The organism is Pontivivens insulae (assembly GCF_900302495.1).
GTDB lineage: Bacteria > Pseudomonadota > Alphaproteobacteria > Rhodobacterales > Rhodobacteraceae > Pontivivens > Pontivivens insulae.
In genome coordinates, this window is sequence record NZ_OMKW01000002.1 from 440,097 (window position 1) to 466,374 (window position 26,278).

Annotated in this window: 27 protein-coding genes; 17 read left to right on the forward strand and 10 right to left on the reverse strand. The window is 59.5% G+C overall.

What is annotated here, in order from left to right:
* Positions 1-48: 48 nt before the first annotated feature.
* Entirely contained in the window at positions 49-1,353 is a 1,305-nt protein-coding gene (locus POI8812_RS07565) for an MFS transporter (RefSeq protein WP_108781948.1), read from the forward strand.
* On the opposite strand, the gene POI8812_RS07570 is transcribed toward POI8812_RS07565, so the two are convergent.
* Both POI8812_RS07570 and POI8812_RS07575 read right to left on the reverse strand, forming a co-directional pair.
* Entirely contained in the window at positions 1,354-2,352 is a 999-nt protein-coding gene (locus POI8812_RS07570) for a nuclear transport factor 2 family protein (RefSeq protein WP_108781949.1), read from the reverse strand. It lies immediately after the preceding gene.
* Positions 2,349-3,338 carry a nuclear transport factor 2 family protein gene (locus tag POI8812_RS07575; protein ID WP_108781950.1) on the reverse strand — a complete coding sequence of 330 codons (990 nt, stop codon included), beginning with the start codon at positions 3,336-3,338 and terminating at the stop codon, positions 2,349-2,351. The genes POI8812_RS07570 and POI8812_RS07575 overlap by 4 nt, the downstream gene beginning before the upstream one ends.
* A 96-nt stretch (positions 3,339-3,434) precedes the next feature.
* Here POI8812_RS07575 and POI8812_RS07580 point away from each other — a divergent pair, with 96 nt between their 5' ends.
* The 12 genes from POI8812_RS07580 (at position 3,435) to POI8812_RS07635 (ending at position 14,878) form a co-directional block, all read left to right on the forward strand.
* Positions 3,435-4,484, forward strand: coding sequence for an ABC transporter ATP-binding protein (locus tag POI8812_RS07580; RefSeq protein ID WP_108781951.1), 1,050 nt, complete (start codon positions 3,435-3,437; stop codon positions 4,482-4,484).
* Positions 4,485-4,596: 112 nt separating this feature from the next.
* Complete coding sequence (locus POI8812_RS07585) at positions 4,597-5,808, forward strand: ABC transporter substrate-binding protein (RefSeq protein ID WP_108781952.1); 1,212 nt, start codon at positions 4,597-4,599, stop codon at positions 5,806-5,808.
* A gap of 134 nt (positions 5,809-5,942) precedes the next feature.
* Positions 5,943-6,962 carry a carbohydrate ABC transporter permease gene (locus POI8812_RS07590; RefSeq protein ID WP_108781953.1) on the forward strand — a complete coding sequence of 340 codons (1,020 nt, stop codon included), beginning with the start codon at positions 5,943-5,945 and terminating at the stop codon, positions 6,960-6,962.
* 4 nt (positions 6,963-6,966) lie between these two features.
* Positions 6,967-8,127: a carbohydrate ABC transporter permease gene (locus tag POI8812_RS07595; RefSeq protein WP_108781954.1), complete on the forward strand. Its 1,161-nt coding sequence runs from the start codon at positions 6,967-6,969 to the stop codon at positions 8,125-8,127.
* A gap of 74 nt (positions 8,128-8,201) precedes the next feature.
* Positions 8,202-8,726: an ester cyclase gene (locus POI8812_RS07600; RefSeq protein ID WP_108781955.1), complete on the forward strand. Its 525-nt coding sequence runs from the start codon at positions 8,202-8,204 to the stop codon at positions 8,724-8,726.
* Complete coding sequence (locus tag POI8812_RS07605) at positions 8,723-9,181, forward strand: DUF6194 family protein (RefSeq protein ID WP_108781956.1); 459 nt, start codon at positions 8,723-8,725, stop codon at positions 9,179-9,181. Before POI8812_RS07600 ends, POI8812_RS07605 begins: the two co-directional genes overlap by 4 nt.
* Positions 9,182-9,208: 27 nt before the next feature.
* Positions 9,209-10,519, forward strand: coding sequence for a histidinol dehydrogenase (hisD, locus tag POI8812_RS07610; protein WP_108781957.1), 1,311 nt, complete (start codon positions 9,209-9,211; stop codon positions 10,517-10,519).
* A gap of 33 nt (positions 10,520-10,552) precedes the next feature.
* Complete coding sequence (locus tag POI8812_RS07615) at positions 10,553-10,978, forward strand: VOC family protein (RefSeq protein ID WP_108781958.1); 426 nt, start codon at positions 10,553-10,555, stop codon at positions 10,976-10,978.
* Positions 10,971-12,020, forward strand: coding sequence for an ester cyclase (locus tag POI8812_RS07620; RefSeq protein WP_108781959.1), 1,050 nt, complete (start codon positions 10,971-10,973; stop codon positions 12,018-12,020). The genes POI8812_RS07615 and POI8812_RS07620 overlap by 8 nt, the downstream gene beginning before the upstream one ends.
* A 47-nt stretch (positions 12,021-12,067) precedes the next feature.
* Positions 12,068-12,832, forward strand: a complete 765-nt coding sequence (locus POI8812_RS07625; RefSeq protein WP_108781960.1) for an SDR family NAD(P)-dependent oxidoreductase — start codon at positions 12,068-12,070, stop codon at positions 12,830-12,832.
* A 67-nt stretch (positions 12,833-12,899) separates the two neighbouring features.
* The gene (locus tag POI8812_RS07630) at positions 12,900-13,910 is read left to right on the forward strand and encodes a LacI family DNA-binding transcriptional regulator (RefSeq protein WP_108781961.1); all 1,011 of its coding nucleotides are present in this window, start codon (positions 12,900-12,902) and stop codon (positions 13,908-13,910) included.
* Positions 13,911-13,912: 2 nt separating this feature from the next.
* Entirely contained in the window at positions 13,913-14,878 is a 966-nt protein-coding gene (locus POI8812_RS07635) for a nuclear transport factor 2 family protein (RefSeq protein WP_108781962.1), read from the forward strand.
* Between the two features lie 61 nt (positions 14,879-14,939).
* Here the strand turns inward: POI8812_RS07635 and POI8812_RS07640 are convergent, their stop codons facing one another.
* The 3 genes from POI8812_RS07640 to POI8812_RS07650 are packed head-to-tail and all read right to left on the reverse strand — an operon-like array spanning position 14,940 to position 17,627.
* Positions 14,940-15,575: a response regulator transcription factor gene (locus POI8812_RS07640; protein WP_108781963.1), complete on the reverse strand. Its 636-nt coding sequence runs from the start codon at positions 15,573-15,575 to the stop codon at positions 14,940-14,942.
* Positions 15,572-16,975 carry a cache domain-containing protein gene (locus POI8812_RS07645; RefSeq protein WP_245895308.1) on the reverse strand — a complete coding sequence of 468 codons (1,404 nt, stop codon included), beginning with the start codon at positions 16,973-16,975 and terminating at the stop codon, positions 15,572-15,574. Before POI8812_RS07645 ends, POI8812_RS07640 begins: the two co-directional genes overlap by 4 nt.
* Before the next feature lie 52 nt (positions 16,976-17,027).
* Positions 17,028-17,627, reverse strand: coding sequence for a TetR/AcrR family transcriptional regulator (locus POI8812_RS07650; RefSeq protein WP_108781964.1), 600 nt, complete (start codon positions 17,625-17,627; stop codon positions 17,028-17,030).
* Positions 17,628-17,686: 59 nt separating this feature from the next.
* On the opposite strand from POI8812_RS07650, the gene POI8812_RS07655 reads away from it, so the two are divergent.
* A complete protein-coding gene (locus POI8812_RS07655) occupies positions 17,687-18,271 on the forward strand; it encodes an NAD(P)H-dependent oxidoreductase (RefSeq protein ID WP_108781965.1) in 585 nt (194 codons plus the stop codon).
* Positions 18,272-18,310: 39 nt separating this feature from the next.
* Here POI8812_RS07655 and POI8812_RS07660 read toward each other — a convergent pair whose 3' ends face one another.
* Positions 18,311-18,844 carry a dihydrofolate reductase family protein gene (locus tag POI8812_RS07660; RefSeq protein ID WP_108781966.1) on the reverse strand — a complete coding sequence of 178 codons (534 nt, stop codon included), beginning with the start codon at positions 18,842-18,844 and terminating at the stop codon, positions 18,311-18,313.
* A gap of 312 nt (positions 18,845-19,156) precedes the next feature.
* Between POI8812_RS07660 and POI8812_RS07665 the strand changes: the two genes are divergently transcribed.
* The 3 genes from POI8812_RS07665 to POI8812_RS07675 all read left to right on the forward strand — a co-directional run bounded on the left by POI8812_RS07665 (position 19,157) and on the right by POI8812_RS07675 (position 23,641).
* The gene (locus POI8812_RS07665) at positions 19,157-20,239 is read left to right on the forward strand and encodes a TRAP transporter substrate-binding protein (protein WP_108781967.1); all 1,083 of its coding nucleotides are present in this window, start codon (positions 19,157-19,159) and stop codon (positions 20,237-20,239) included.
* A 132-nt stretch (positions 20,240-20,371) separates the two neighbouring features.
* Complete coding sequence (locus POI8812_RS07670) at positions 20,372-21,265, forward strand: TRAP transporter small permease subunit (RefSeq protein WP_108781968.1); 894 nt, start codon at positions 20,372-20,374, stop codon at positions 21,263-21,265.
* A 12-nt stretch (positions 21,266-21,277) separates the two neighbouring features.
* Positions 21,278-23,641 carry a TRAP transporter large permease gene (locus POI8812_RS07675; RefSeq protein WP_108781969.1) on the forward strand — a complete coding sequence of 788 codons (2,364 nt, stop codon included), beginning with the start codon at positions 21,278-21,280 and terminating at the stop codon, positions 23,639-23,641.
* Positions 23,642-23,713: 72 nt separating this feature from the next.
* On the opposite strand, the gene POI8812_RS07680 is transcribed toward POI8812_RS07675, so the two are convergent.
* The 4 genes from POI8812_RS07680 to POI8812_RS07695 all read right to left on the reverse strand — a co-directional run bounded on the left by POI8812_RS07680 (position 23,714) and on the right by POI8812_RS07695 (position 26,175).
* Complete coding sequence (locus POI8812_RS07680) at positions 23,714-24,199, reverse strand: hypothetical protein (protein WP_108781970.1); 486 nt, start codon at positions 24,197-24,199, stop codon at positions 23,714-23,716.
* 110 nt (positions 24,200-24,309) lie between these two features.
* Positions 24,310-25,113: an arginyltransferase gene (locus POI8812_RS07685; RefSeq protein ID WP_108782512.1), complete on the reverse strand. Its 804-nt coding sequence runs from the start codon at positions 25,111-25,113 to the stop codon at positions 24,310-24,312.
* 71 nt (positions 25,114-25,184) lie between these two features.
* Positions 25,185-25,655 (reverse strand): RDD family protein, encoded by a 471-nt coding sequence (locus POI8812_RS07690; RefSeq protein WP_162844947.1) that lies wholly within the window; start codon positions 25,653-25,655, stop codon positions 25,185-25,187.
* A 94-nt stretch (positions 25,656-25,749) separates the two neighbouring features.
* Positions 25,750-26,175, reverse strand: coding sequence for a DUF2852 domain-containing protein (locus POI8812_RS07695; RefSeq protein WP_108781972.1), 426 nt, complete (start codon positions 26,173-26,175; stop codon positions 25,750-25,752).
* Positions 26,176-26,278 lie beyond the last annotated feature (103 nt).

Here is a 26,278-nt window from a genome sequence, read left to right on the forward strand (position 1 = left end):
TGAGCGCTGATAGGCGGGCGCCGAGGATTCTGGTGGCGGGAGTCGATCATGGTCGCAGTCTTTTTGAATTCATGGGCGCTGTTTTTGGGCCTTTTGCTGCTGATGCTGGGCAACGGTATTCAGGGCACCTTGCTGGGTGTGCGCGGCGCGATCGAGGGATTTGACGCGACCACCATGTCCTGGGTCATGTCCGCCTATTTTGCGGGCTTTCTGGCGGGATCGCGGTTGGCGCCGAAAATGATCCAGAATGTCGGGCATGTACGCGTGTTCGCGGCGCTCGGTTCACTGATTTCTGCGGCCTTCATTCTCTATGCTGCGTTTCCGAACCCGTTTGCCTGGGCTGCCATGCGCCTCATCGTCGGTTTCTGTTTCTCAGGCGTCTACGTAGTCTGCGAAAGCTGGCTCAACGGTGCGGCAACGAACGAGACGCGCGGCAAGACACTTTCGCTCTATGTCATTGTGCAGATGGCCGGGGTCGTCAGCGCGCAAGCCTTTATCAACTTTGCCGATCCGGCAGATTACGCGCTGTTCGTGCTGATTTCCGTTCTCGTTTCGATCAGCTTTGCGCCAATCCTGCTGTCCGCGACGCCTGCGCCGGTCTTCCAGACCACGAAGCCAATGACATTGCGAAAGCTGGTGGAGACATCGCCGCTTGGCTCATTCGGCATGTTCTTTCTGGGGGGCATGTTCGCTGCGATGTTCGGCATGTCAGCCGTTTATGGTGCCGAGAAGGGGTTGAGCATCTCGGACATCTCGCTGTTTGTCGCGGTGATCTACAGCGGCGGGCTCTTGCTGCAATATCCTATCGGGTGGTTGTCCGACCGCATGGACCGGCGACAGTTGATTGCCCATGTCTGCCTTGCAGGCGGCGTGGTCATGGTTGTGGGACTGCTGTTTTCCAGCGATTTCTATGTCCTGATGGTTGCGGGTTTTGTGATGGGGGGGCTGTCGAACCCACTCTATTCGCTGCTGATCGCTTACACAGCCGACTACCTGGAGAGCGATGATATGGCGGCCGCCTCTGGCGGGTTGATGTTCATCAACGGATGCGGCGCAGTTCTGGGCCCATTCATCGTCGGTACGCTGATGACCCAGTTTGGCCCGGATTACTATTTCGCCTTCATGGCGTTCTGCTTTGGTGCAGTGGCGATCTATGCCTACTACCGGATGAGCCAACGTGCGGCACCCTCGGTCGATGAAACAGGCGCATATGCCTACGTCACGCCGCAAGCCACGCCTGTTGTGATGGAAGTGGCGCAGGAATATGCGATTGAGCTTGCCGAAGAGGATCTGGATGACGGTTCAGATGATCGGCCGGGGCAGGGCCTGGCCGATGAAGAGACGGGCGACTGATCACAGGGTTCGGCGCGGGTCCCCGGCCAGATGCCGGATGCGCGCCCAGACATCCACACCCATCTGCGAAAGCATGTGTGGAATGTCGATCGGCACCCAGTTCTGCGCAATGCGTCCCCCGTCCAGACGGTAGAAGTCCATGACGCGCATCTCGATGCGCTTTCCCGTCGGGGGGAGGCCCAGCCACTCCCCCTGATGGGTGCCGACGACAGATGGCCAGCCGCCCGTCACCACGACGTCACCATCCCCGATCCGAACGTAGTGCCCGGCGCCGTTCCGGTCGGGAAATCCCGTCAGGAAGGGGATCTGGTGGTGGGCCCGAAATTCAGCCAGCCCGCGCGTCGTTCCGATCCCGGCCGGACCGCACCAATCAAATTCCTCGGTCCAGAATGCCGCATGATCCATACTGTCCAGCGACTTGCCGTCGAAGGACAGCAGTGCCTCATGCATGGCCATAACCGTATCGAAACCGGCCTGTCCTGCGCCCGGATCACAAGTCATGTTTGTCCCATTCATCGGCGGGTTTGGCCAAGGGCCAGATGCGCCCAACATGGGGGCGAGCGGATAGACGCCAGCCTGTCGCGCCAGATCCAAAAGGTCGATCAGGCACCAACTGGCGACGATCTGATCGTCCTCGATTTGGTGGACGTCACAGAATCTTAGGTCCACGGGAGCGGACGTGGCTGGGATCCCGAAAAGCGCCTTCTCAAACCGTCCACGATACGTACCCATCGTCGCGATCAGCAGCCGCCCCTCTCTATGTTGCGGCTGACGCGGATCAAATTTTGACCGCCCAAACGCGCAGACATGCGCGACCCGCTCCAACCCGTGGAGCGAGGCGGCCAATGTGGCGCGCAGGCCGGGCAATCCAGCATCAACTGAAAAGGGATCGGAGCATCGCAGCTCGGCACCAGCGCGGACCGACAGGTCACCACTGCCGTCAAAGAAATCGCGCAGTTGGTCGTGCCACGTCGACTTCAGCGCTGAGAGATCATTCATAGCGAGGCGCCCTCGGCAATCAGGTCGCGCCCCATCTGGCGGAACAGGTCGACATAGTCGAGCAACACCCAGTTCTCTGCGATTTGACCCTCCGCGCAACGATAAAAATCCATCACGCGCAGGGTAAGTTTCTCTCCATTGCCGGTCTGACCCAGATAGGTGCCCTGAAAGGTCATCGTCATCGACGGCCAGCCGGAAACGGCAGCATAGTTGCCTGAACCGATCCGCGCATAATGGTTACCGCCGAGCCTGTCGGGGAAAGCGGACAGAAACGCGATGCGGTGATCCCGGTCAAAGCCGGGATAGGTGTAGGTTGAGCCGATGCCGCCCGGTCCGTACCAGAACATGTCTTTCGCCCAGTAGCCGCCCTCACCTGTCTGGCCTGCCGACTGGAACGTCTCTGGATCGTAGGCGGTCAGATCGCCAAGCATCCCCTCAACCAGGTCGAGTGTTTGCTCTCCATTTGCCTTCGCAGGGAGAACACCGTCATGGGTCGCCGGTCCGGGCCAGATTTGCTGACTGCCCAAGGTGTCGGGCAGGGGGCACCTGCCGCATTGACGCATCAGATCGATGAGGTCCGGGATGAGTTTGCCCGACACAATGCGACCGTCTGGACCAACTTCCCAGAACTCACCCACGCGCAAAAAGATCAAGCGCCCGTTCGCGGGGATACCCCAAAGCGGTGCCTCAAAAGTGCCTGCAATATGCGTCACCGCGGCCAGCCATGGCTCCCCATTTCCGCGACGGTTGTCCGCATTGATGAAGATATCATCACGGCGCTGCGCCCCACCGATCGCTGCGCGCAATGGGACCAGGTATTTGTCGCGCACGGCGCTCAGGCCCTCCAGTCGATTTACGGGATGCGCGACATCCAGAACGACTGACTCGCTGAACAGCGCCGCAAGCTTTTGGTCGAGTGTTGCGGCGGGGCAAACAAGCAGGTCTGCAAGGCCAGAGCGGAGGCGTTTCGGGTCATAATCCATCATTTTGCCTTCGATTATGCATTCGTATGCAAAAAAACCTTGGCAGGAACGAAACTCTGTGTCTAGGCTGAAACAACCACAGTGACAGGATCAAGTGTTATGGCAGAAATCCGGCTCGAACATGTCTCGAAGCGCTGGGGGGCATTTGTTGGCGTTGATGACTTCAACCTGACGATTGCAGACCGTGAGTTTCTGGTTCTTCTGGGCCCGTCGGGCTGTGGGAAAACCACAACGATGCGCATGATCGCCGGGCTTGAGGACGCGACCGACGGCAAGATCCACATCGGCGACCGGGTCGTGAATGACCTTGATCCCAAGGACCGCGATGTCGCGATGGTGTTTCAGAGCTACGGCCTCTACCCGAATATGAACGTTTACGAGAATATTCGCTTCCCGTTGAAGGTGCGCAAAGTGCCAGAGAGTGAGCATGACGCACGGGTGATGCGGGCATCTGCAATGGTGGAGCTGGACGAGTTCCTGCACCGCAAGCCAGCGGAGTTGTCTGGCGGTCAGCGCCAGCGTGTGGCACTTGCACGGGCTATCGTGCGTGAGCCGACGGTCTTCCTGATGGACGAGCCGCTGTCCAACCTCGATGCAAAATTGCGGGTCTCGACGCGGGCACAAATTAAAAACCTTCAGCACGAATTGAAGGTCACGACCATTTACGTGACCCACGACCAGATCGAGGCAATGACGCTTGCCGACCGCGTGGTCGTGATGAACAAGGGGGTCGTGCAGCAGGTCGGAACGCCGACAGATATTTACGACAATCCCGCAAATACATTTGTCGCGAGCTTCATCGGCAGCCCGGCGATGAACCTGATGAGCGGAACGATGAGTGGCGGTGTGTTCACCGGCGACAATGTCAGCATCGCAGGCTTCGATGCGCCAGACGGTCCGATCACCCTTGGCTATCGTGCGGAGGATGCGACGGTTGCAGAGGCCGGGCAGGGCCAGATTACTGCGCCAATCTACACGCTCGAACTGCTGGGAGACGCGACGATGATCGCGGTTAAAGCAGGCGGGGCGCTTGTATCCGTGAAGGCGCATAAAGAGTTCCGGGCGGAGATCGGGGACATGGTCTCGATCAACATTCCGTCCAGCATTTGCCACCTTTTCGACGCCGAGAGCGGCGCTCGCATCGGGTGAGCCAACACCAACACGACCCGCGGAGCAAACCGCGGGCGTTGTCGGCTTTGCCGACGTCCAACTTCAGAAAGGTCGCATGAGGGTGCGACCCCCCAAACCGGGAGATATCAAGATGAAACTCAGAACCCTGGCCCTGGCCGCCGCAGTGTCCCTGATGGGCACAACCGCCTATGCGGATTGCGCATTCGAGAACACGCAGGAAGTCACCATGCTTTCTGCAGGCTTTGAAGCGTGGAAAGCTGTCACCGACGCGATGGCAGAGTGTGGCATGGTCGCAGCCGAGCTCGACCAGGAATTCCGTGAGAAGCAGCCCGAAGCCTTCGCAGCTGATCCGTCGCTCTACCAGCTTGGTGGCGTGTCTAACGGTACGCTGACGCCGCTGCTGAACGCGGGCACGATCCGTCCTCTTGATGATCTGGTCGAGCAGTACGGTCAGAACCTGAATCCGAACCAGCTTATCCGCGTAGACGGCCAGATCATGGCCATCGCGATGATGGTGAACACGCAGCACTTGATGTATCGCAACGACATCTTCGCAGATCTCGGCCTCGAAGTGCCGACATCCTATGACGAAGTGCTCGAAGTTGCTGCGGCCATTCAGGAAGCTGGTGTTGTAGATTATCCTCTGGGCGCCACCATGGCGGCGGGCTGGAACCTCGCGCAGGACTTCAACAACATGTTCCTGGGCTTCGGCGGCACCTTCGTTAACGACGACAACACGCCCAATATCAACACCGAAGCGGGCATGAACGCGCTTGAGATGATGGCCGCACTGACCGAGTACATGGATCCAGAGTACCTGACCTCTGACTCCACTTACGTGCAGCAGCAGTTCCAGCAGGGCAAGATCGCTATGGCGAACCTCTGGGCGTCCCGCGCCGGTGCCATGAATGATGAGGCGGAAAGCCAGGTTGTCGGCCTCGTGTCCGGTGCAGCTGCACCTGTCGCCATGGAAGGCGGCGCCCCGGCCACCACGATCTGGTGGGATGGAATCGTCGTTGCGGCCAACATCTCTGACGAGGAAGCCGAGAATGCCTTCCGTGTCGCGATGGAAGGTCTCGACACTGAAATGGTGACGTCCAACAACGATGCGGCGATCTGGCTGATCGAAGGCTTCGAGCCTGGCGCGCTGGCCGAGGGTGCAATCGCAACGGCAGTTGCAGGTCCGGCACCGTATCCGTCCACGACGCAAATGGGTCTGATGCACTCCGCAATCGGCAACAACGTTGCGGACTTCCTGACCGGAGCGGCGACAGCTGAAGCGACGCTCCAGGCGATCGAGGCGGATTACACGACCGCTGCTGAAGAAGCAGGTCTGCTCTAAGCCGCAGCAAAAGATCGGATCGGGGCAGTGATGCCCCGGTCCTTCCGCCCCATTTGCCGATGCGCGCCAAGCACTTGCCCGCCGCAAGGGTTTTGCCCGCACCGACCTGACCGCAGCTTTCGCTGGAGGACAACATGAAGTTCCGCACCTTCGCAGCCTTTGTCGGGCCGAGCCTGTTGTTAATGATGATCTTCATCGCGGCCCCACTGGTCAGCGTGCTGTGGCAAAGCTTCCACCTGACACAGAATGTGTTCGAGACCGTTGAGACGGAGCGCTGCACGCCGGGCTTTCCGAACGCGGTGTGTGAGACCATCACAGTTGACCGTCCAGTTCTGGATGAAAACGGGGAAATTCAGACGGTTACGTCCTTTGTTGGCTGGCAGAGCTATAGCCGTGTGCTTGACCCGGATGCGCTGGGGGCGGCCATTTCCTCAGGGGATTGGTGGAGCATCCTGAACATCGACTTCTGGGGCGCGCTCCGCTTCACGCTGACCTTTACGCTGGTCACTTTGCCCCTTGTGATCGGGGTAGGGCTGTTAATCGCGATCACCGTAAACAATGCGGTAAAGACCATTCGCGGGCCGGCCATCTTCATTTCGCTGCTGCCCTTCATCATCACACCCGTCATCGGCGCCTTGTCGATCCGTTGGTTGTTTGTTGGGGACGGTATTCTGACCGCTTTAATGGAAAGCTGGTCAGGCCAGGACATTGCGATGTTCGCGCAGGGCTGGACGATCGAGCTTTTGATGATGTTCTACCGCGTGTGGCACGTCGCGCCCTTTGCCTTCGTCATCTTCTATGCAGGTCTGCAGACGGTGAACATGGACACGCTGGAAAGCGCGATCATTGACGGAGCCAGCCGTTTTGAGCGCCTGCGCTATGTCATCGTTCCGCATCTGATGCCGCTGATCGTCTTTATCGCCCTGATCCACCTGATGGACAGCTACCGCGTATTTGAAGAGGTGATCGGCTTCCGGTCAGAAGCGCATCGCATTTCGCTCCAATGGCTGACGTTCGACTATTTGACACCGGATGACTCTGGCAACCGCTCGGTCAGCCGTGCCTCTGCCTCGTCCATGCTGACGATGGTCGGGATTGTCATCCTCCTTGTCCCCCTGCTGCGCCGCACGTGGCGCGATCACAAAGGGAGCTGATCTGATGAGCAGTATTCCACGCGCCATGCAGCAACCGCTGGGCTTGAAATTCGCCTCCTATGGCTTTCTCGCGTTCTGGTGCCTGATTGCGGCCTTCCCGATCTTCTGGGTCGCGGTGATGAGCGTGAAGACGCCAGTAGATGCCTTCGCCTCCAGCCCGCTCGACGTGGTTTTTGGGCCGCGCACCTTGGGCAATGGCGACGGGATGTCGGTGTTTTCGATCCTGCTTTTGCTGACTTTGCTTGTGCTGACCTACCGCGTTGGCGCCCGGCATCTTGGAAAATGGGTCGAGCAGTTCAGCCCGCCGGGCCTTGTCATCATCGGCTGGATCATCGGCAGCATCATCTTTGCGATTGGCGCGGCCTTCCTGATGTTCGGCATCTATCCGTTCGTTGTTGATCTGATCGATCCGATCCTCGGCCCGCTTGGTCGGCCGGTTCTGGGTTTGACGACAGAACATTATCAGGCGGTTTGGGTGGACAATGAGTTCTACACCAACTTCCTCAACTCGATGCTTGTGACCGCAGGTGTTGTCACGATCTCGCTGACGGTCGGAACGCTGGCGGGATACGGGCTGGCGCGATCAGGTTCGAACCTTGCGTTCTGGCTGCTGATCATGGCGCTGATCTTCCGCGCGCTGCCGCACTCGGTTCTCGTCACGGGATACCTGCCGGCTTTCATCAATTCTGCCGAGTTCCTGGAGCCGATCCTGGGCGAAAGCGCGCCAACCCTCTATGGTCAACCCTGGGCGGTCATCGTTGTGCTCGTGTCCATCAACCAGCCCTTCACGATCTGGATGCTGCGGTCCTTCTTCCAGAATATTCCGAGTGAGTTGGATGAGGCTGCGCGGGTCGATGGTTGTTCGCATTTTGGTGCGTTCCGCCGGGTGATCATGCCGGTCATGTGGCCGGGTGTGATCACCACGGGTCTGTTCAGCTTCTTGCTGGCGTATAACGACTACCTCGTCACGGCGCTGTTGCTCGACCAACAAAACCAGACGATGGTTCCGGCGATTACGGGCTATTTCAACCGAGAGACCACAACGACCGATCAGGTCGAGGCTGTGGCCGCCGCCGTCTCCATCATCGCGCCCTTGTTCCTGCTGGTTATGGTGTTCCAGCGCCAGATCGTAAGCGGGCTGACGGCGGGCGCTGTCAAAGGCTGATATTTGAACAGGGCAGCCCTTGCGGTTGCCCTTTTCCATGACATATTTGCATACGTATTCAAGGAGAGTGATTCATGAAGGGTAGTCGCCCCGAACAGGCGGTTCTGAGCCGCGATACGGACATGAGCAAGACCGATGAGACCCGCCGCGTCATAGAGGGTATGGTGGACGGCCTGAATGATCACCGCATTGCTGACATCGGTGAGTTTTTCTCTGAAACGTTTCGCTGGATGGGCAACACAGGGTGCGGAAACAAAAACGGTATCAGAGAGTTTCAGGACAATTGGCAAAAGCCGTTTCAGGCCGCCTTCTCCGACAAAAGCTGCATTGATGAGGCGCGACTTTACATGGGTGAGTGGGCGGCGGCATTCGGTCGGCAGGAAGCCACCCATTCAGGTAAGTTCATGGGCGTCGAACCGACCGGGAAGCGGGTGGAGATCCGCTATATGGACTTCTGGAAAGTCGTGGACGGAAAGATCGTCGATAACTGGGTGATGGTCGATTTTCCCCATGTTCTCTCGCAGCTCGGCGTTGATGTGTTCAATGGCGAAGGGTGGGAGTCCTTTGACCGCGGCGACAAGGTGCCGCCCACACCATGACGCCGAACCTGCTGATCGAAGCAATCCGTCGCCGTCATCCCGACCTCATCCTGACCGAAAGTTGGGGTGAGCAGGCGTTGTTCTTGAACCCGTTGGGGGCGTTGAAACGCGGCGTTTATGTCGCGACGATCAAGCAGAAGGACGGAGAAAATGATCGGGCCTCGCAGATTGATCGCCCCGGAATTTGGCGTCTCAACGTCGGGGTGCCGCCCAGTCGTTTCGAGGCAGAGTTTGGCCCGCGCCCAGCACGCCCGGCCAAGGGCGGTGTGATCGGCGGAGATTGGGATTTCACCGAGCTCAATCGTCTCACCCCTCACCCTGTTTACGGATGGATGGGATGGCTCGCCATTCTCAATCCCTCGGAATCCCGCTGGCCGCAGATCGCTGAATTGATCGACGCGGCCCACGCAAAAGCAACGATTGCCGCACGCAAGCGCGTCGCGGCGCTGACATAACGGCCACCGGGCCGAAGGAGAGACGCCATGACCATTCGCCACCTGAAGACCGCAAAATCCGAAGCAGACCGCGCCGAAGATGATGCCAAGGTCCGTTCTGCCGTTGAGGCAACGCTGAAAGATATTGAGACACGCGGCGACGCCGCCGTTCGTGATCTGTCTGAGAAGTTCGACAACTACTCCCCGCCGTCTTTCAAGCTGTCCGAGGGAGAGATCGAAGCGCTGATGAACAGTGTCTCGGATCGCGACATGGAAGACATCAAGTTCGCCCAGGAACAAGTCCGCGTCTTTGCCCAGCATCAGCGAGACTCGATGCTTGATATCGAGGTGGAAACGCGGCCCGGCGTGATCCTCGGCCACAAGAACATCCCGGTGCAGTCCGTCGGCTGCTATGTGCCCGGTGGTAAGTTCCCGATGGTTGCCTCGGCCCATATGAGTGTCGCGACGGCGAGCGTCGCGAAAGTGCCCCGCATCATCGCCGCGACACCGCCCTTCAAGGGCGCACCGAACCCGGCGGTCATCGCCGCGATGAAGCTCGGCGGCGCGCATGAGATTTACGTCATGGGTGGCATTCAGGCCGTGGGTGCCATGGCGATTGGGACGGAAACGATTGATCCCGTCCACATGCTCGTCGGCCCGGGCAACGCCTTCGTGGCGGAGGCCAAGCGCCAGCTCTATGGTCGTGTGGGTATCGACCTCTTCGCCGGTCCGACGGAGACGATGGTGATCGCGGATGAGACGGTGGATGGGGAGATGTGCGCGACCGACCTGCTGGGGCAGGCGGAGCATGGCTACAACTCCCCCGCCGTGCTGGTGACGAATTCCGAGAAGCTCGCCAAGGACACGCTTGCCGAGATTGACCGCATCCTGACCATCCTGCCCACTGCCGACACGGCTCAGGTCAGCTGGGAGGATTATGGCGAGGTCATCCTTTGTGACACCTATGACGAGATGCTGGAGGTCGCCAACGACATCGCGTCAGAGCATGTCCAGGTGATGACCGATCGCGATGATTGGTTCCTGGAGCACATGCACTCTTACGGGGCGCTGTTCCTCGGTCCGCGCACCAATGTCTCGAACGGGGACAAGGTTATCGGCACGAACCACACGCTGCCGACTAAGAAGGCAGGCCGCTACACCGGCGGTCTCTGGGTTGGCAAATTCATCAAAACCCATTCCTATCAGCGCATCACAACCGACGAGGCCGCCGCCGAGATCGGCGCATATGCATCGCGGCTTTGCATGCTTGAAGGCTTTGTCGGTCACGCTGAACAGGCCAATGTCCGCGTCCGCCGGTACGGTGGCCGGAACGTGCCGTACGGCGAAGGCGCTGACTAAGCGTCTTTCGCGGAAGATGAAGGAGAGCTCCTCTTGGACCAAAGAGTATCGCTGATCACGCTCGCTGCATCGGATTTGGAACGCTCAGCCACGTTCTATCAGGCGATGGGGTGGCGGCGGGTCGAAACGCCCGACGGCATGGTCGTGTTCGACCTGATCGGTCAGGTGCTTGGCCTTTATCCGCGGGAAAAACTTGCGGAGGAGTTTGGCGGTGACGCCGGGCGTTTCGGCGGGGGAATCGTGTTGAGCCACAATGTCCCGGTCAAAGAAGACGTCGCTGTCCTGATTGATCGGGCGCGGGCGGCTGGCGCTGACATTCTGACCGAGCCGGTGGACGTGTTCTGGGGCGGTCATCATGGCCATTTTGCCGATCCGGACGGCCACGTCTGGGAAATTGCCTTCAACCCGTTCTCGACTCTCGGTCCGAATGGGGAATTCAGATGGAACGGTTATGAGTGAATTTGAGACCGCACGCGCCTTGCTCGCGCCCCTGCGTGCAGCGGTTTATGACTACGAGGCCGATGCCCTTCAGAGTGTCTTAGATGAGATCATCGCACCTGACGCGCCGATCCGACTGGCCGCGCCATTGCCGGAAGGGCAGGGCGGTGGTGCTCTAGCAACCGTATTCGAGGGGTTGGCCCAAGCCCTGCCGGATTTTGAGCGGCGCGTCTGGATTGATGTTGCTGGCTATGACGATCACGGACACCTTTGGGTTGGGCATGGGGCGACCATCATCGGCACGTTCAAGCGTCCATGGCTCGACATTCCGCCCACGGGTCATGTGGTGCATATGCGCTGCCATGACTTCTTCCGTGTTGTTGACGGGCAGGTGGTCGAGATGCAGTCGCTCTGGGACATTCCAGAGGTGATGGAGCAGGCCGGAGCCTGGCCGCTCTCACCCTCTATGGGGCGCGAATTTCACGTGCAAGGGCCGGCCAGCTCTGACGGTCTTGGTCCTCACGGCCCAGATGGCGAGAAGAGCCGCGAGCTGATCAAGGACATGCTTGAGCACCTTAAGAAGCATCCCTCCCAAGGTGGCCCCGAGTTGATGGAGATGGAGCGTTTCTGGCATCCGAAAATGACTTGGTACGGGCCGTCTGGCATCGGAACGGCGCGTGGGATCCAGGGATTTCGCGATTGGCACCAGATCCCGTTCCTCAACGCAATGCCGGATCGGGGCCTCGACCGGCACAAGGTGACCTACCATTTCTTCGGTGAGGGTGACTACGCGGCCGTCACCGGCTGGCCCGACATGATCCAGTCGATCACGCATCCGGGTTGGCTGGGGATCGCGCCGAACGGAAAACAGGTGTTCATGAAGAGCCTCGACTTCTGGCGCGTGGAAAACGGCCTCATTCGTGAGAATTGGGTGTTGGTCGATCTGATTGATCTTTACACGCAGATCGGCGTTGACCCGCTGGCCCGGATGCAGGAGTTCAACAAGGCCCGGACCGGCTTCGATCCAGAGACCGGGCGCGCCCGGCCTGGTTTCTTCGACTAGATCGCGGTCGCGCGCCTCATGCAACACGCCCGTAAAGGTCCGCTCTGATGCAACTGCCCCAATCCCCCAGCTTTCGTCTCGACGGTCGCCGCGCACTGGTCGCGGGGGCATCTTCCGGCATCGGACTGGGCTGCGCGGTCGCGCTGGCGGAGGCGGGGGCCCGCGTGACCCTGGCTGCACGGCGGATTGAGCCGCTGCAAGAGGCGGTCGAGGCCCTTCGCGCGGCAGGGTTCGCGGCCGAGGCCGCACAACTCGACGTCACCGATCTGAGCGCGGTAAGCGACCTTTGCAACACGGCCGATCCTTTCGAAATCCTCGTGAATTCGGCAGGGCTCGCCCGCCACAGCCCTGCGACCGAAACATCGGAAGAAGATTTTGATGCGGTTGCGGACCTGAATATCAAGGCGGCCTATTTTCTGGCGCAATCTGTGGCGAAGGGGCTGATCGCAGCAGGCAAGCCCGGCTCAATCATCCAGATCAGCAGCCAGATGGCCCATGTCGGTGGCATCGACCGGGCGGTCTATGCGGCCACGAAACATGCCGTGGAGGGGATGACCAAGTCGATGGCCATTGAGTGGGGACCGCACAATATTCGTGTCAACACCATTTGCCCGACCTTTATCCGGACGCCGCTGACCGCGGTTACCTTCAACAATCCCCAGCGACTGAAATGGATCGAGGAGAAAATCAAGCTGCCGCGGATCGGAGAGGTCGAGGATATCATGGGACCGGTCACTTTCCTCGCTTCAGATGCCGCTGGAATGATCACCGGCACGTCGATTTTGGTGGATGGCGGATGGACTGCCGGATGATGATGCGAGGTCCATTTGACATATTGCCTGTGCTATCCTGCGCCTCTGATCAGCAGGGAGAGTGCATATGCCCCATGTGACCTCAACAGATGTTGCCCGCCACGCGGGTGTCAGCCAGTCCGCGGTGTCACGTGTGTTCACACCCGGCGCCAGCGTCTCGCCAGCCATGGCCGAGAAAGTGCGCAAGGCTGCGGATGAGTTGGGGTATCGCCCCAACAATCTTGCCCGGTCGCTGATCACCGGGAAGAGCCGGATCATTGGTCTGGTCGTCGCCTATCTCGACAACCAATTCTATCCCGACGCGATTGAGCGGTTGAGCCGTGCCTTGCAGGATCGCGGTTATCACATCCTGATGTTCATGGTCTCAAACGAGACCGAAGCCGTGGACAGTGTGATGGAGGATCTGCTGGCCTACCGGGTTGACGGCCTTGTCATGGCCTCGGTCGATGTCAGCAACCGGCTGGCCGCACGATGCGACGAGATTGACATTCCGGTCGTGCTCTTCAACCGCGGCCAGTCCGATGAGCGGCTATCGTCAGTGACATCGGCCAATGTGGCGGGCGGGCGGAAGGTCGCGGCGCATTTGGTCGCCTGCGGTCATAAGAAGATCGCGCATATTTCCGGCTGGCAGGGCGCGTCCACCGGCCGCGACCGCGCGCGGGGCTTTGCTGAAGGTCTGGCCGCAGCGGGGCACAGCCTGTTTGGGCAGATCGACGGGCTCTACACCCGTGAAGGGGCAGAGGAAGCGGCCTACAGCCTGTTCGGTGGCGCGGACCGCCCGGATGCCGTTTTTGTCGGCAATGATCACATGGCGTTCGCCGTGATGGATGTCCTGCGCTATGAGCTTGGCCTCCGCGTGCCCGATGATGTCTCGGTCGTTGGATATGATGATACGCCGCTGGCCAGCTGGGCGGCCTATGACCTGACGACGGTGCGGCAGCCGGTGAACCGGATGGTCGAGGCCACAGTTGAAACGCTGATCGCCCGGATAGAGCAGGGGGACAAAGCCCCGCGCCGGGTTGAGATCGGTGGCGACCTGATCAAGCGCGGCTCCTGCCGTGAAAACCCCAAGGACTGACAATGACCTATTCCAACCGCTGGGCGGATTTTCCTGACTATATTATCGCCATAACCAAGGAAATCTGGGAGGATCGCGGCATCGCGACCCTTGATGCGTATTATTCTGAGGACATCCCCGTCCGCTCGCCCGGCTCGCTGGTGGTTGGCAATGATCCGGTGAAAGCGGCGACGATGGCGACGCTGGCGGAATTTCCGGACCGGACGCTCTTCGGCGAAGACGTCATCTGGTGTGAAGGATCGAATGGCGGGCATCTCTCGTCCCACCGCATCGTGACGACTGCGACCCATTCGGGCGATGGCATGTACGGCAAGGCAACCGGGCGGAAGCTGAAATACCGGATCATCGCCGATTGCCATGCAAATGGTCAGACGATCAATGATGAATGGCTGATCCGCGATCAGGGTGCAGTTGTGCGTCAGATGGGATGGGATCCAAAGGATTTCGCCGCCGATCTGATCCTGCGTGAAGGTGGTCCGGAGGCCTGCGTAAAGCCGTTCACACCGGCGATTGATCGACCGGGGCCCTACACTGGAACAGGAAACGACAACGAATGGGGCGCGAAATACGCCGACATTCTCACCCGGATCATGAACACGGATTTCGCGGTCATTTCCCAGGAATATGACCGCGCTGTTCATCTGGAATATCCCGGTGGCGTCACCGGCCATTCCCATATCGATGCCGACCGTTTCTGGATGGGGCTGCGGGCCAGCTTTCCGACCGCCACGTTCAAGATCGAGCATCAGATCGGACGCGAGGATCCGATGATGCCGCCACGCGCCGCCCTGCGGTGGAGCCTTCACGGCACCCATTCCGGGTGGGGCGCGTTCGGCACGCCAACCGGCGCAGAGGTCTACATCATGGGGGCATGTCACGCGGAGTTCGGACCTTGGGGCCTGCGCCGCGAATATGCGCTGTTTGATGAAACAGCGATCTGGAAGCAAATTCTGCTCGCGGACGCCTGACCCATACACGTCCTGAAATTTGCGCGCCGGGGGCGCTAGTTCCAGCTGCCCCCGGTGTGCGTCAGTCTTCCAGACCCAACAGACCGCTTTCGAGCACATAGCGGGTCAAGCCCGCCGTCGTGTCGATGGAGAGCTTTCGCTTGATGTTCTTGCGATGGGTCTCGACCGTGCGAACAGAGATGTCGAGGTCGCGCGCCACTTCCTTGTTCGACAGGCCGCGCGCAAGGCGCAGCAGGACCATTTGTTCCCGACTTGTCAGTGGCTCCCGCGTGTCATCGCCTTCCGTAGTGACGGCCCCTTGAGTTCCGGTGCACAGATAGGTCCGACCGGCGTGTACTTCCTCAATCGCGTGCACGATCTCTTCGGTCGCGACATCTTTAAGCAGATAGCCCCGTGCGCCATGACCCAGCGCTGTCGAGATATATTCGGGATTGTCATGCATCGACAGGATGATGATGCGCGCCTCTGGATCTTGCTCCAACGTGCGTTCGGTGGCGGTCAGACCATTCATACCGGGCATATTGAGATCCATCAGCGTGACATCCGGGCGATATGAAGCAATCGCCTCCATCGCATCGGTGCCTTTCGTGACCGTGGCCACCACCTCGATCTGGGGATAGGTTTCCAGAACTGCACGCACGCCTTCGGTGACGAGTGGGTGGTCATCTGCCAGCAGGATGCGGATCGCGTCGCTCATGCCGATTTCCTTTCTTGCGTCGGGGCGCCGGAACGCAGATGGCGCGATGGCAGGTTTGCCTCGATCCGCGTGCCGTCCTTGGAGGAGAGCACCCTAAAGGTGCCGCCCAGATGTTCGATGCGTTCTGTCATATTTCGCAGGCCAAGGCCATTGCCCCGACCGGGCACAAATCCGACACCATTATCCGTGATTGTCAGCTTGATCCCCGTCCGGTGCGGTCGCACGTGAACGACGACTTCGCTGGCATGCGCATAGCGCTCGATATTGGTCAGCGCCTCTTGCGCGACGCGGTAGAGCGCGGTCTTGCCCTCGGCTGTCAGGGAGTTGCGCAAGGCGACCGTGTCGATCCGCGTGGGTACGCCCGTGCGTTCCTCAAATTCTTCACACAGCGTCTTGAGGGCAGGGGAAAGACCCAGATCATCAAGTGCTGCCGGACGCAGGTCGCGGCTGATGCGGCGGACCTCCTGAATGGCCATGTTCAGCCCGTCGGAGCTTTTGTCGAGCGTATTTCCCACATCATCGGCTCCGGTGATCAGCTTGCGGCGCGCCAGTTCCAGTCCGTACCGGATAGAGACGAGGATCTGACTGATCCCGTCATGCAGTTCTCGTGCGACGCGGGCCCGTTCCTCTTCCTGGGTGTCAACGATCCTTTGGGTCAGAATAGCGAGTGCGCCATCCGCCAGACGCCGTTCGCGCAAGTTGATGAACATGCCCGAGGCGAAGACCCCCAACAGAACGGCGAGTGTAATTGCTGCAATCCAATAAAAGGTCGAGCGGATCCGCTCCTCCAATGCCGCGCGGGCATTTGCAACCTCCGCCAGAACGTCATCAATAAAGATGCCCGTACCCACTGCCCACCGCCAATCCTGCAAACCGATGACGTAGGAGACCATTGGCGTTTCTTCCCCGGTAGAGGGTTTGGGCCAGAGATATTCGTGATAGCCCCCGCCGGATCGGGCGAGGTCGATCAGCGGTTGCACAACCGGCTGGCCCGTGCTGTCGGTCAGGTCGGCCCAATTGCGCGTAATCAGCTCTGTCTGGCGGGAACTGACCAAGTTTGTTCCGTCATACTGATAGACGAAAAAGTAACCGTCATTTCCATACGTCATCGCGGCCAGAATCTGCGCGGCTTCTGTCTTTGCCTGCTCATCATCAGGCCCGGCGGGGCCGTAGATGTGATAGATCGCATTGCGCGCAAGGCTCATGTAGTTGCGCAGTTCGGCTTCTTTTGTCTCGATCAGCGTTTCCTCAAGGAATGCGATCTCCTCCTCAGCAAGCTGACGCGATTGATAGGCGACGAGGGCGGCGATCGCCGCCACCGCCAACATGAGCGGCAATGTCGCCAGCAAAAAGATCTTTTGCCCGTAGTTCGGCCTGAGCCTTTTGCGCGTCTCGCTCACGTCACCTGTCCCCTGTTTGCCCCATGAAAGCGATTGCGCGGGGCAACGTCAATTACACCGGGGCCGCAGCAACAACCAGCCGGGCATGGGCTAGCTTGGTCATCTCTGCGATGTAGCGCTCGATTGGCCAGCCTTGCTCCTTGGTCAACACCTCCCACATGCGGATAGAGAGCAGGGCGAAGAGCAGGTCTGTCGCAAGGTCCGGCGTCAGGTCCGGGGTCAGACGATCCGCGCGTACTAATGCCTCAACGGCCGCTGCGCATCCTTCGCGCATGGCGTGCATTCGATCATCCCATGCCGCTGCGGCGTCGGGATCATCGTCATACATGGCCATCAACGCTTTGGCGTAGGGATAGACCGTCTCGATATAGCCGCCCCACGCGGCGATCCACGCGGACAGTCTGCGCGGCCCGGTGGCGCCTCGACTCTCGGCAAGGACAGCATCGGTATCCGCTGCGATATCCACGTGGCGAACAGTGGCAATCAGCAGATCAGCCCGGTTCTTGAAATGCAGGTAGAGCGCCTGACGACTGACGCCTGCCGCTTTGGCAATATCAGCCATTCTGATTTCAGGCGCGGCTTCACCACTGCCAAGGGCACGGCACGCGGCGTCCAGAATGCGAGAGCGGGTATCGAGAGCGGGACTTGACATCGTGTCAATCTAACTCCAGTTGACAGCATGTCAATTTACACCGTGTCAGGGAACATCAAATGACCCGTCGCATCTTCATCTGGATCGCACATCCTCGCGCAAATTCTCTGAACCACGCCCTTGCAGAACGATATGCCTCGGCCGCCCGCGAGGCTGGCGCCGACGTCAGGGTTCAGGACCTTTCGGCGATGCGGTTTTCGCAAGATTTCACGGGGTATGTTTCTGGGCATGCGCCGTTGGAGCCGGATCTTCTTGCGTGGCAGGACAACCTGAAATGGGCCGATCACGTGTTGTGGGTTCACCCCTATTGGTGGGCGGGAATGCCATCGAAGGCGCGGGCAGTGTTGGAGCGCGCCCTCTCACCGGGCTTTGCATACAAGTATCGCAAGACTGGAATGCTCTGGGACAAGCACCTGACCGGGCGCACGGGAGATGTGATCGTCACAGGTGATACGCCGCCAATTTTGGATACGTTGCTCTATGGCCGACCTGGGCGCCGCGCTGTGCGCAACCAGATGCTCGATTTTGTCGGCATCAAACCGCGAAAGATCGTGCAGTTTGGCGCCGTGCGCGGCGCCCCTGAGCGTAAAATCACCCGGTGGCTCGACCGCGCTGCTCATCTGGGCAGGACAGCCGCTGCCTGATCGTCGGTAGGGTGGGAGGGGCGTACCCCTCCCATTTTTTCATTCGCGCAGCATGAACGTTTCGGTCACAACACCAGTGTCATGAGCAATGCGATCCGTCGGGCAGAGCGAGAGTGGCCGCTTCAAACCTGTGAAAAGCGGTATCCCGCTGCCCAGCACGACAGGCGCCCACTTGACGATCAGCCTGTCGATCAGACCTGCATTGGCCAATTGCCCCGCAAGTTGCCCGCCGCCGCATAGGTAGATCGGTCCGCCCTCGGCTTCCTTTAGCGCCTGAACGGCATCGGGAACGGATTGATCAATCAGGCGCACCTCCGCATCTGCGCCAAAGGATAGGGTCGTGCTGGCGATGTGGTGATCCATGTGCGGATAGGCTCGTTTGCCAGGTTCGAGGCCGAAAGCGTAGCCGAACGTGTAGGTCGCGCGGCCCATCACGACGGTCGAGTATTGAGCAAGGCGATCCATGTAGGCATCGACATGGTCGCCGTCATGCGGGAAGGCGGAGACGTCGCCGGTTGTGGACGCGATGAAGCCGTCGCGGCTGGCCGCAACATCATAAGTAAGGGTTCGCATAAAATGCTCCCGTGAAGTCAGGTATCAAGGTTCGCGCGATTGTCGCGCGGTCTAAGTCGGTTCCGGATTACCGGTGACGCTTGATCACTGATGCACACTCCACATTGGTTGCACGTAAACCAATGCCACAAATAAGCCGGCTACGCCAGTCGCGTGAGATCCCGGTTTTGGTTCGCTCAGCAAACCAATTTGAAAGAAATTAACCGATCTGCGGGGTAGTGGGTATTTGAATGACGTCACGTCCCGCCTAGGGTCGGCCTCGTTATCGATCCGCCCATCCGGAATCAGGGTGGGCGCCATTGGGAGGTAAATATGGATCGTCGTTCCTTTCTGAAGAACTCCGCCATGGGCGGCACCGCAGCAGCTGCTGCAACTCTGGCCGCTCCGGCCTATGCGCAGGGTCGCCGCACCCTGACGCTCGTCACCACCTGGGGCCGTGGCCTCGCAGGTGTGCACGATTCCGCACAATACTGTGCAGACATGATCACGCAGGCCACTGACGGCGCGCTGACCATCGACCTGAAAGCCGCTGGCGAGCTCGTCGGTGCGTTCGAAGTGTTCGACGCGGTCTCCTCTGGTCAGGCGGACATGTATCACGGTGCAGACTACTACTTCGTTGGTCAGCACCCGGGCTTCGCGTTCTTCACCGCTGTGCCGTTCGGCATGACCGCTCAGGAACTCCAGAACTGGTACTACTGGATGGGCGGAAAAGAGCTTCACCACGAGCTGGGTGAAATCTTCAACCTCAAGTCCTTCCTCGCGGGTAACACCGGCGCACAGGCAGGCGGCTGGTTCAAGAACGAGATCAACGGTCCGGAAGACTTCAACGGTCTGAAGTTCCGTATGCCGGGCCTTGGCGGCCAGGCGCTGGGGCGCCTTGGCGCGTCCGTTCAGAACATCCCCGGTGCAGAAGTGTATCAGGCGCTGTCCTCCGGTGCGATCGACGGCACCGAGTGGATCGGCCCCTGGGCGGACGAGAAGGCCGGCTTCCAGGAAATCACGCAGATCTACTACACCTCTGGCTTCCACGAGCCGGGCGCGGGTCTGTCCCTGGCAACCAACCTCGACGTCTGGAACGAACTGTCCGACGCACACAAGGCTGTCATCGAGAACGTGTCCGCGGCGGCGCACTCGATCAACCTGTCCCAGTTCATGGCAGAGAACGGCTCCGCGCTTGAGCGTCTGCAGTCCTCCGGCGTGACCGTCCGTGAATTCCCGGATTCCGTCTGGGATGCGTTCGGTGAAGCGGCTCAGGAAGTTCTGGCAGAGAACATGGATGATGAGCTCTATGCCCGCATCCACGACTCCGCGATGGACTCCATGCGCAAGTCTTCCGGCTGGATCGCACGTTCCTCCGGTGTCTACACCGCACAGCGTGACCGTGTTCTGGGCTAATCGCCTGACATGACACATCTGGGTCGGCCTTCTTTGGAGGGGGCCGACCCATTTACGAATACGCCGCAGGCTGCGTGGCCGTCCCCTTGGCCGAACCCTGTTTTACGGTTTTGAAAGGCTTGGGTGGCGAGCATGGACGCAATCGCGTGGTTTTTCGGAAATCTCTGGGCAGGATTTTCCGGTATTTTCATCGCCCTCGCTAACCCCGCAGCATGGCTCGATTGGTCCGAAGGGGCCAACGTCATGCGTTTCATTTTCTTCGGTGCAAGTACCGAGCTGTTCTTCGCCGTTACCTCGGTCTTTGTGATCCTGACGGTGGTCGGGATCTTTGTCCGCCCGGTGCTCTGGGGCACGGTGCGTGTGATTGAGGGTATGCAGAATTCCATCGGCCGGTTTTTTGCCTGGGCGGGCCTCCTGATGGTGCTTCAGCAGGTTCTGATCGTTTTCCTGCAGCGGATCTTCCGCTCGGCAGAGATCACCATTTCGCCGTTTGGCATCCCGTTCACCCGCGACATCTCCTGGTATTCTGAGGAGCTTAAGCTCTACAACGCGATGATCGTGGCATTGTGTGTTGGCTACACCTTTGTGCAGGGCGGTCACGTCCGTGTCGATCTTTTCTATGCCGGTATGAAGTTCCGCACGAAAAAGGTCGTCGATATGATCGGGTCGCTGCTCTTCGTGATGCCGTTGACCGTCATCGTCTGGCTGTTCGGCTGGTTCTTCATGTGGCGCAACATGATCCGTCCGCCCGTCGCCGTGACCGACACGTTCGACCGGCTCCAGACCAAGGCGCGCGCGATCCGTTGGGACATTGAGACCATCGGCTTTTCGCCAAACGGCTTTGACGCCTACATCCTGTTCAAAGTCCTCATCCTCGCCTTTGCAGGTCTGATGTTCCTGATGGCCTGGGCGTTCTTCATGCGCTCCCTCGCGGAGTTCATCGAAGGGCCGGAGAGCGAGAACAAGTACCTCGATAAAGACACGCTCGACGACGAGATCGCCGAAGCGGCAGCAGAAATCCATTAAGGATCAAGAACCATGATTTTCGGTTTGGACGGGGTCGAAGTCGGCCTGATCATCACCTTCGCCTGCCTCTTTGGCGCGATCATGTCGGGCTATCCTGTGGCCTTCGCTATCGGCGGGGCAGGGGTCATCGCATTTGGTATTCTGGCCGCACTCTCTGATGCTGGCATCCTGCTGCACGCAGCAGTTGATGATCGCTCCGCAGAATATGCAGCCCTGCTGGCCGAGGGGGTGGCGCGAGGCGACATTTCGCTCTTCCGCTATCCTGACTTGCCAACCTACGAGGCTCCGATCTTCCCGCAAGGGTGGGAGCACGCTTTTGACCGCACGATCGCGCTGATCACCAACCGGATGAACGAGCGGGTCTTTGCAGGTCCCTCCATCGAGACGCTGCTGGCCGTGGCCATGTTCGTTCTGATGGGGATCACGCTTGAGCGCTCGAAGATTGCGAACGACCTGCTGACCTCCATGGCGCGGGTGTTTGGCCCACTGCCAGGTGGCCTTGCCGTCTCTATCGTTGTTGTGGGTGCATTCCTCGCGGCCTCTACCGGCATCGTCGGCGCGACGGTCGTGACGATGGGTCTGCTCGCGCTGCCGACCATGTTGCGCAACGGGTACTCACCCGAGCTTTCAACCGGCGTCATCGCTGCATCGGGCACGTTGGGTCAGATCATTCCGCCTTCCATCGTCATCGTTTTGTTGGGAACGCTGGCCGGTGACCTCTACTCAACCGCACAGGAAGAATTCGCGACAGAGCTTCAGTGCCCCGATGCGCTGACCTATCTGGGTGAGCCGGCGGTTCTGTCGGTGGGGACGCTGTTCCAGGCGGCATTGCTGCCGGGTATCTTCCTTGCCTTCCTCTATGGCGCCTATGCGTTTGGCTTTGCACTTGTGTTCCCGCACAAGGCGCCTGCGGTCGATCTCGGCACCAAGTCTGACACGGCGATGGTTGGTCCTTATCACAACCTCACGTGGTTCCTGGGCGCACCCGTTGCGATCATCCTGTTCGCCATTGGTCTGAACGGTGTCGGCCTTGCGGGATCTCAGCACATTCAGATCTCCTCGATTGCAGAGCAGGGCGAACAGGCGGAATTGCGCACCAATGTCGGTGAAGCCTGTCAGATCGCTATGATCGAGCGTCATGGTCAGGAGATGTGGGACCGGGCCGTCGCACAGCAGGCAGAGATCAACGCCGCAGGCGGCAATCTCAGCCAGGATGAGCGTGAGTTGACCGAAGAGCAGGTCGAAGAGCTTCGTCTGGCAGCGGTTGAGAACGCGGCTCCCATCTCCTCCACTGTTCTTATCGCTTGGGTTCTGGCGGCACTGACCTTTGTGCTGGCACTGGGCGTCGCACCACGTGAAAGCAAAACACCGATCCTGATCGGTGCAGCGGGGATCGTGCTGGGACTGGTTCTGGACATCGCGTTCCTGTCGCCGCTCGCATCGCCAGGAGTGTACTTCCTGGTCCTGGCGGTGCCCTATGCGATGGTGCTTTACGGGCTGAAGCATGCCTTCGTGCGGTTGGGTAAGAACGAGCTTCTGCGTGTCGTCTTCCCGCCGCTGGTCCTGATCGTGGCCGTGCTTGGGTCCATTCTGGGCGGCATTACTAACCCGACGCCGGCAGCAGCACTTGGTGCGGCAGGTGCGATCATGCTCGCGGCCTATCGCAAGCTGGAAGAAGATCCAGAGAAGTCGGCCAAGCCGATCCTCTGGGGAACGCTCGCCATGGCCTTGATGCTGATCCTGGGCACCACTTTCGATCTGCGCATTGGCATCTCGGAAGTGACGTTCGAGAATGGCGTCGCCTACTTCTTTGCGATCATTGCGTTCTTCATCTCCATGACCTCGCTGCTCTATGCGTGCTGGGTGCTCTTTGCGAAGAACGTTCTGACGCCGGTCGTGCGGGAGAGTGCGAAGGTTACGGCGATGGTCTTTGCGATCCTGATCGGCTCGCAGATGCTGAACCTCGTGCTGATCTCTTTTGGTGGAGAGCACTATATTCAGGACTTCCTGAAAGCCTTTGACAGTGAGTACAAGGTCTTCCTGATCGTCATGCTGGTGCTGTTCATCCTCGGCTTCGTGCTCGATTTCCTTGAGATCATCTACATCGTTGTGCCGATTGTTGGCCCAGTGATCTATGGTGGCACGCTTGATCCGGCCTGGGTGACCATCATGATCGCGGTGAACCTGCAGACCTCCTTCCTGACCCCGCCCTTTGGCTTTGCGCTCTTCTACCTGCGGGGTGTTGCGCCGCCATCGATTACGACCGGGCACATCTATCGGGGTGTGATCCCCTTCGTGCTCATCCAGGTTGTCGGCCTTGGCCTGCTGTGGATGTTCCCCGGGATCGTCACGCTGGTGCCGGACTTGTTGAGCTAAAGCTCAGCAATCCCTGAAATGCAAAACCCGCCGGACTGATCCGGCGGGTTTCTCCGTTTGAAGTGGCCGATTTCAGCCAGCGTTGTCTTCAATCTCGACAAGTTGGAGGAACTCGGACTGCTCCATCGTCAGGACGACTTGCCCATTCACGATGTCTGCGTCTTCGCCCGTCAATTCCAGCATAGATGCGTCGGCATCACCACGGACCAGAACGACAACACTGGCAAGCGTTCCGTCATCGTCCCGGACAAGCGTGTCGATCTCACCAATTTCGGTGCCATCGGCCAACAGGACAGGGCCCTCAATCTCGGTGGCGGCATCGGCAGTAAGGATTTTCACCTCTGCATCGGCTTCAGCGATCGCGACTGTCGGCTTGGTGAAACTGTTAACTTTGTCCTCGACGAGGATCATGGCATCAGCATCTGCCATAACCTGCGGCTCTGGCTTGTCGATCTCAAGGTCCACCTGCGGCAGCACCTGTACGCTCGTCTGCGCGAAAGCAGCCGTGTGCAAAAGTGCGGCGGCGGAGGTGATGGCAAGAACGGTCACAAATTTCATCTCAATACCCTTTCAAATACGCAATTCAGCGGCGAAATACCGGCCGCTCTGAGGGGGTAACGCCTCAGATTTGAATTCGTTTCGAAGGAGGAGAGAGGGGCTGTGCCCTATCAGTGCTCGGGCAGAACAATCGCGGCCACTTGATCCTGAATCGGATCTCTGTCGAGCGGATGGTCCCGTGCCGCGGTGGGATCGTCGCTGTCCAGATCGCGCCATGCGCCCCCGGCATAGACCTCAAGCGGCTTGAATTTCGCCTTATAGTCCATCTTCTCGGACCCGCGCACCCAATAGCCCAAATAGACATAGGGCAAGCCAGCCTCCCGTGCGATGCGGATGTGGTCGAGGATCAGGTAGCTGCCCAGTGAGCGGCGCGCTGCATCCGGCTCGAAGAAGGAATAGACCATGGAGACGCCATCTTCGAGAACGTCGGTCAGGCATGTCGCCGTCAGACGTCCGGTCTGATCGGTATATTCTACCACGCGGCTGCGCACGGGTGTCTCTTCGATCATCGCGGCAAATTCGAACATGTCCATGTCGGCCATGCCGCCATCCGCATGACGGTCATCCAGATACCGTCGGAACAGATCGTATTGCTCTTCTGTGGCCCAGGGGGAAGTGCCCGACCGGCTCAAATCCTCGTTCCGTTTCATGACGCGGCGCTGGCTGCGCGTCGGCTTGAAATCGGCGACCCGGATGCGGGCGGATAGGCAGGCATTACAATCCGCGCAGGACGGTCGGTAGAGGACGTTTTGGGACCGGCGAAATCCCTGGCGCGACAGGGCGTCGTTGAAACTTTGCGCGTCCGCGCCTTGCAAGGCCGTGAACAACTTACGCTCAACCCTGCCCGGCAGGTACGGGCAGGGCTGGGGTGCCGTCACATAGAATTGCGGCATGTTTTGCGTCAGGTGGCGCATGCGCGGCATCCGTTCATTTAGGGGGTCTTGCGAGAAGTCTCCCTAAAGGGTGGGTCACCGCGCCCGGTCTGTCAATCGGCAGGTCTGTTAATTGCCGTCGATCCAAGCGGAATATCATGCAGCGCCTGACCGCGTGCCGTCCCGATCATCAGGATGATAGAAAGGACATGGCTTAGAATGAAGCCGACCGAGACATAGAACAGCGCGGTGTGAACGATTGCCTGCCCGAAGCCGAACTTCTGCCCGAACCCGTCGCGCAGCTCAATGCCCATGGCGCGCATGCCCCAGGTTGCGGACCTGCCGGTGAGGGTCAGGACGCGGTATGTGAAGTCAACCACGACCCAGAGTGGCAATACCCACCAGGCCAGCGTCAGCGTCACAATACCCGCCACAAGCCAAAGGATGAAGATGAAGGCGAAGTCGAGAATCCACGCCATGAAGCGCTTGAACACCACGCCATCGTAGAATTGCGGATCGCGGGCCGGGTCCGGCAGACCGGCATGGGCGCGGTAATTCGGGTTATAGGCACGGCTGGCGGTCATGGGGGCGGTCCTCATTATTCTGGGTGTCGTCTTGATATTGGGGGAGGGAGGCGGCCCCGCAACCATGGGGGGCCGTTCCGTTTTCGGTTTGAAATCAGCGCGCGGGCTGATCCTCGGCCATTTCGGCCTCATCCGCGGTCACATCCGCCTTGGGCGCGCTGCGACGCTCATTCATGAACTGGTCGAACTCTGCCTTATCTCGTGCGTTACGCAGGTTGTCCATGAACTGGTGGAACGCGGCCTGCTCTTCCTCAAGGCGACGGATCGTGTCGTCGCGATAGGCGTCGAAGGCGGCATTGCCAGAGCTTGCCGGGCCATAACGACGGGCCATACGGCGGTTGGAACGGCGGGCGCAGGAAGTACCAGACATACGTTTACTCCAGATCATGTAGAACAGCAGGGCCAGCCCGATGGGCCAGAAGAAGATGAATCCCAGCACCATGGCTGCGATCCATGCGCCTTTGCCACGCTCGTCGAGCCAGGTTTCGGCATTGTTCAGATAGGCGGTGGCGGTGCTCATCAGGGGTCCTTTCAGATGTAAATGTTATTCACATTAACATATCTGGGAGACCACTCTCCACCCTTCAAGTGTTTCTCTCAAAAAATCTTCAGCATTTGTGATG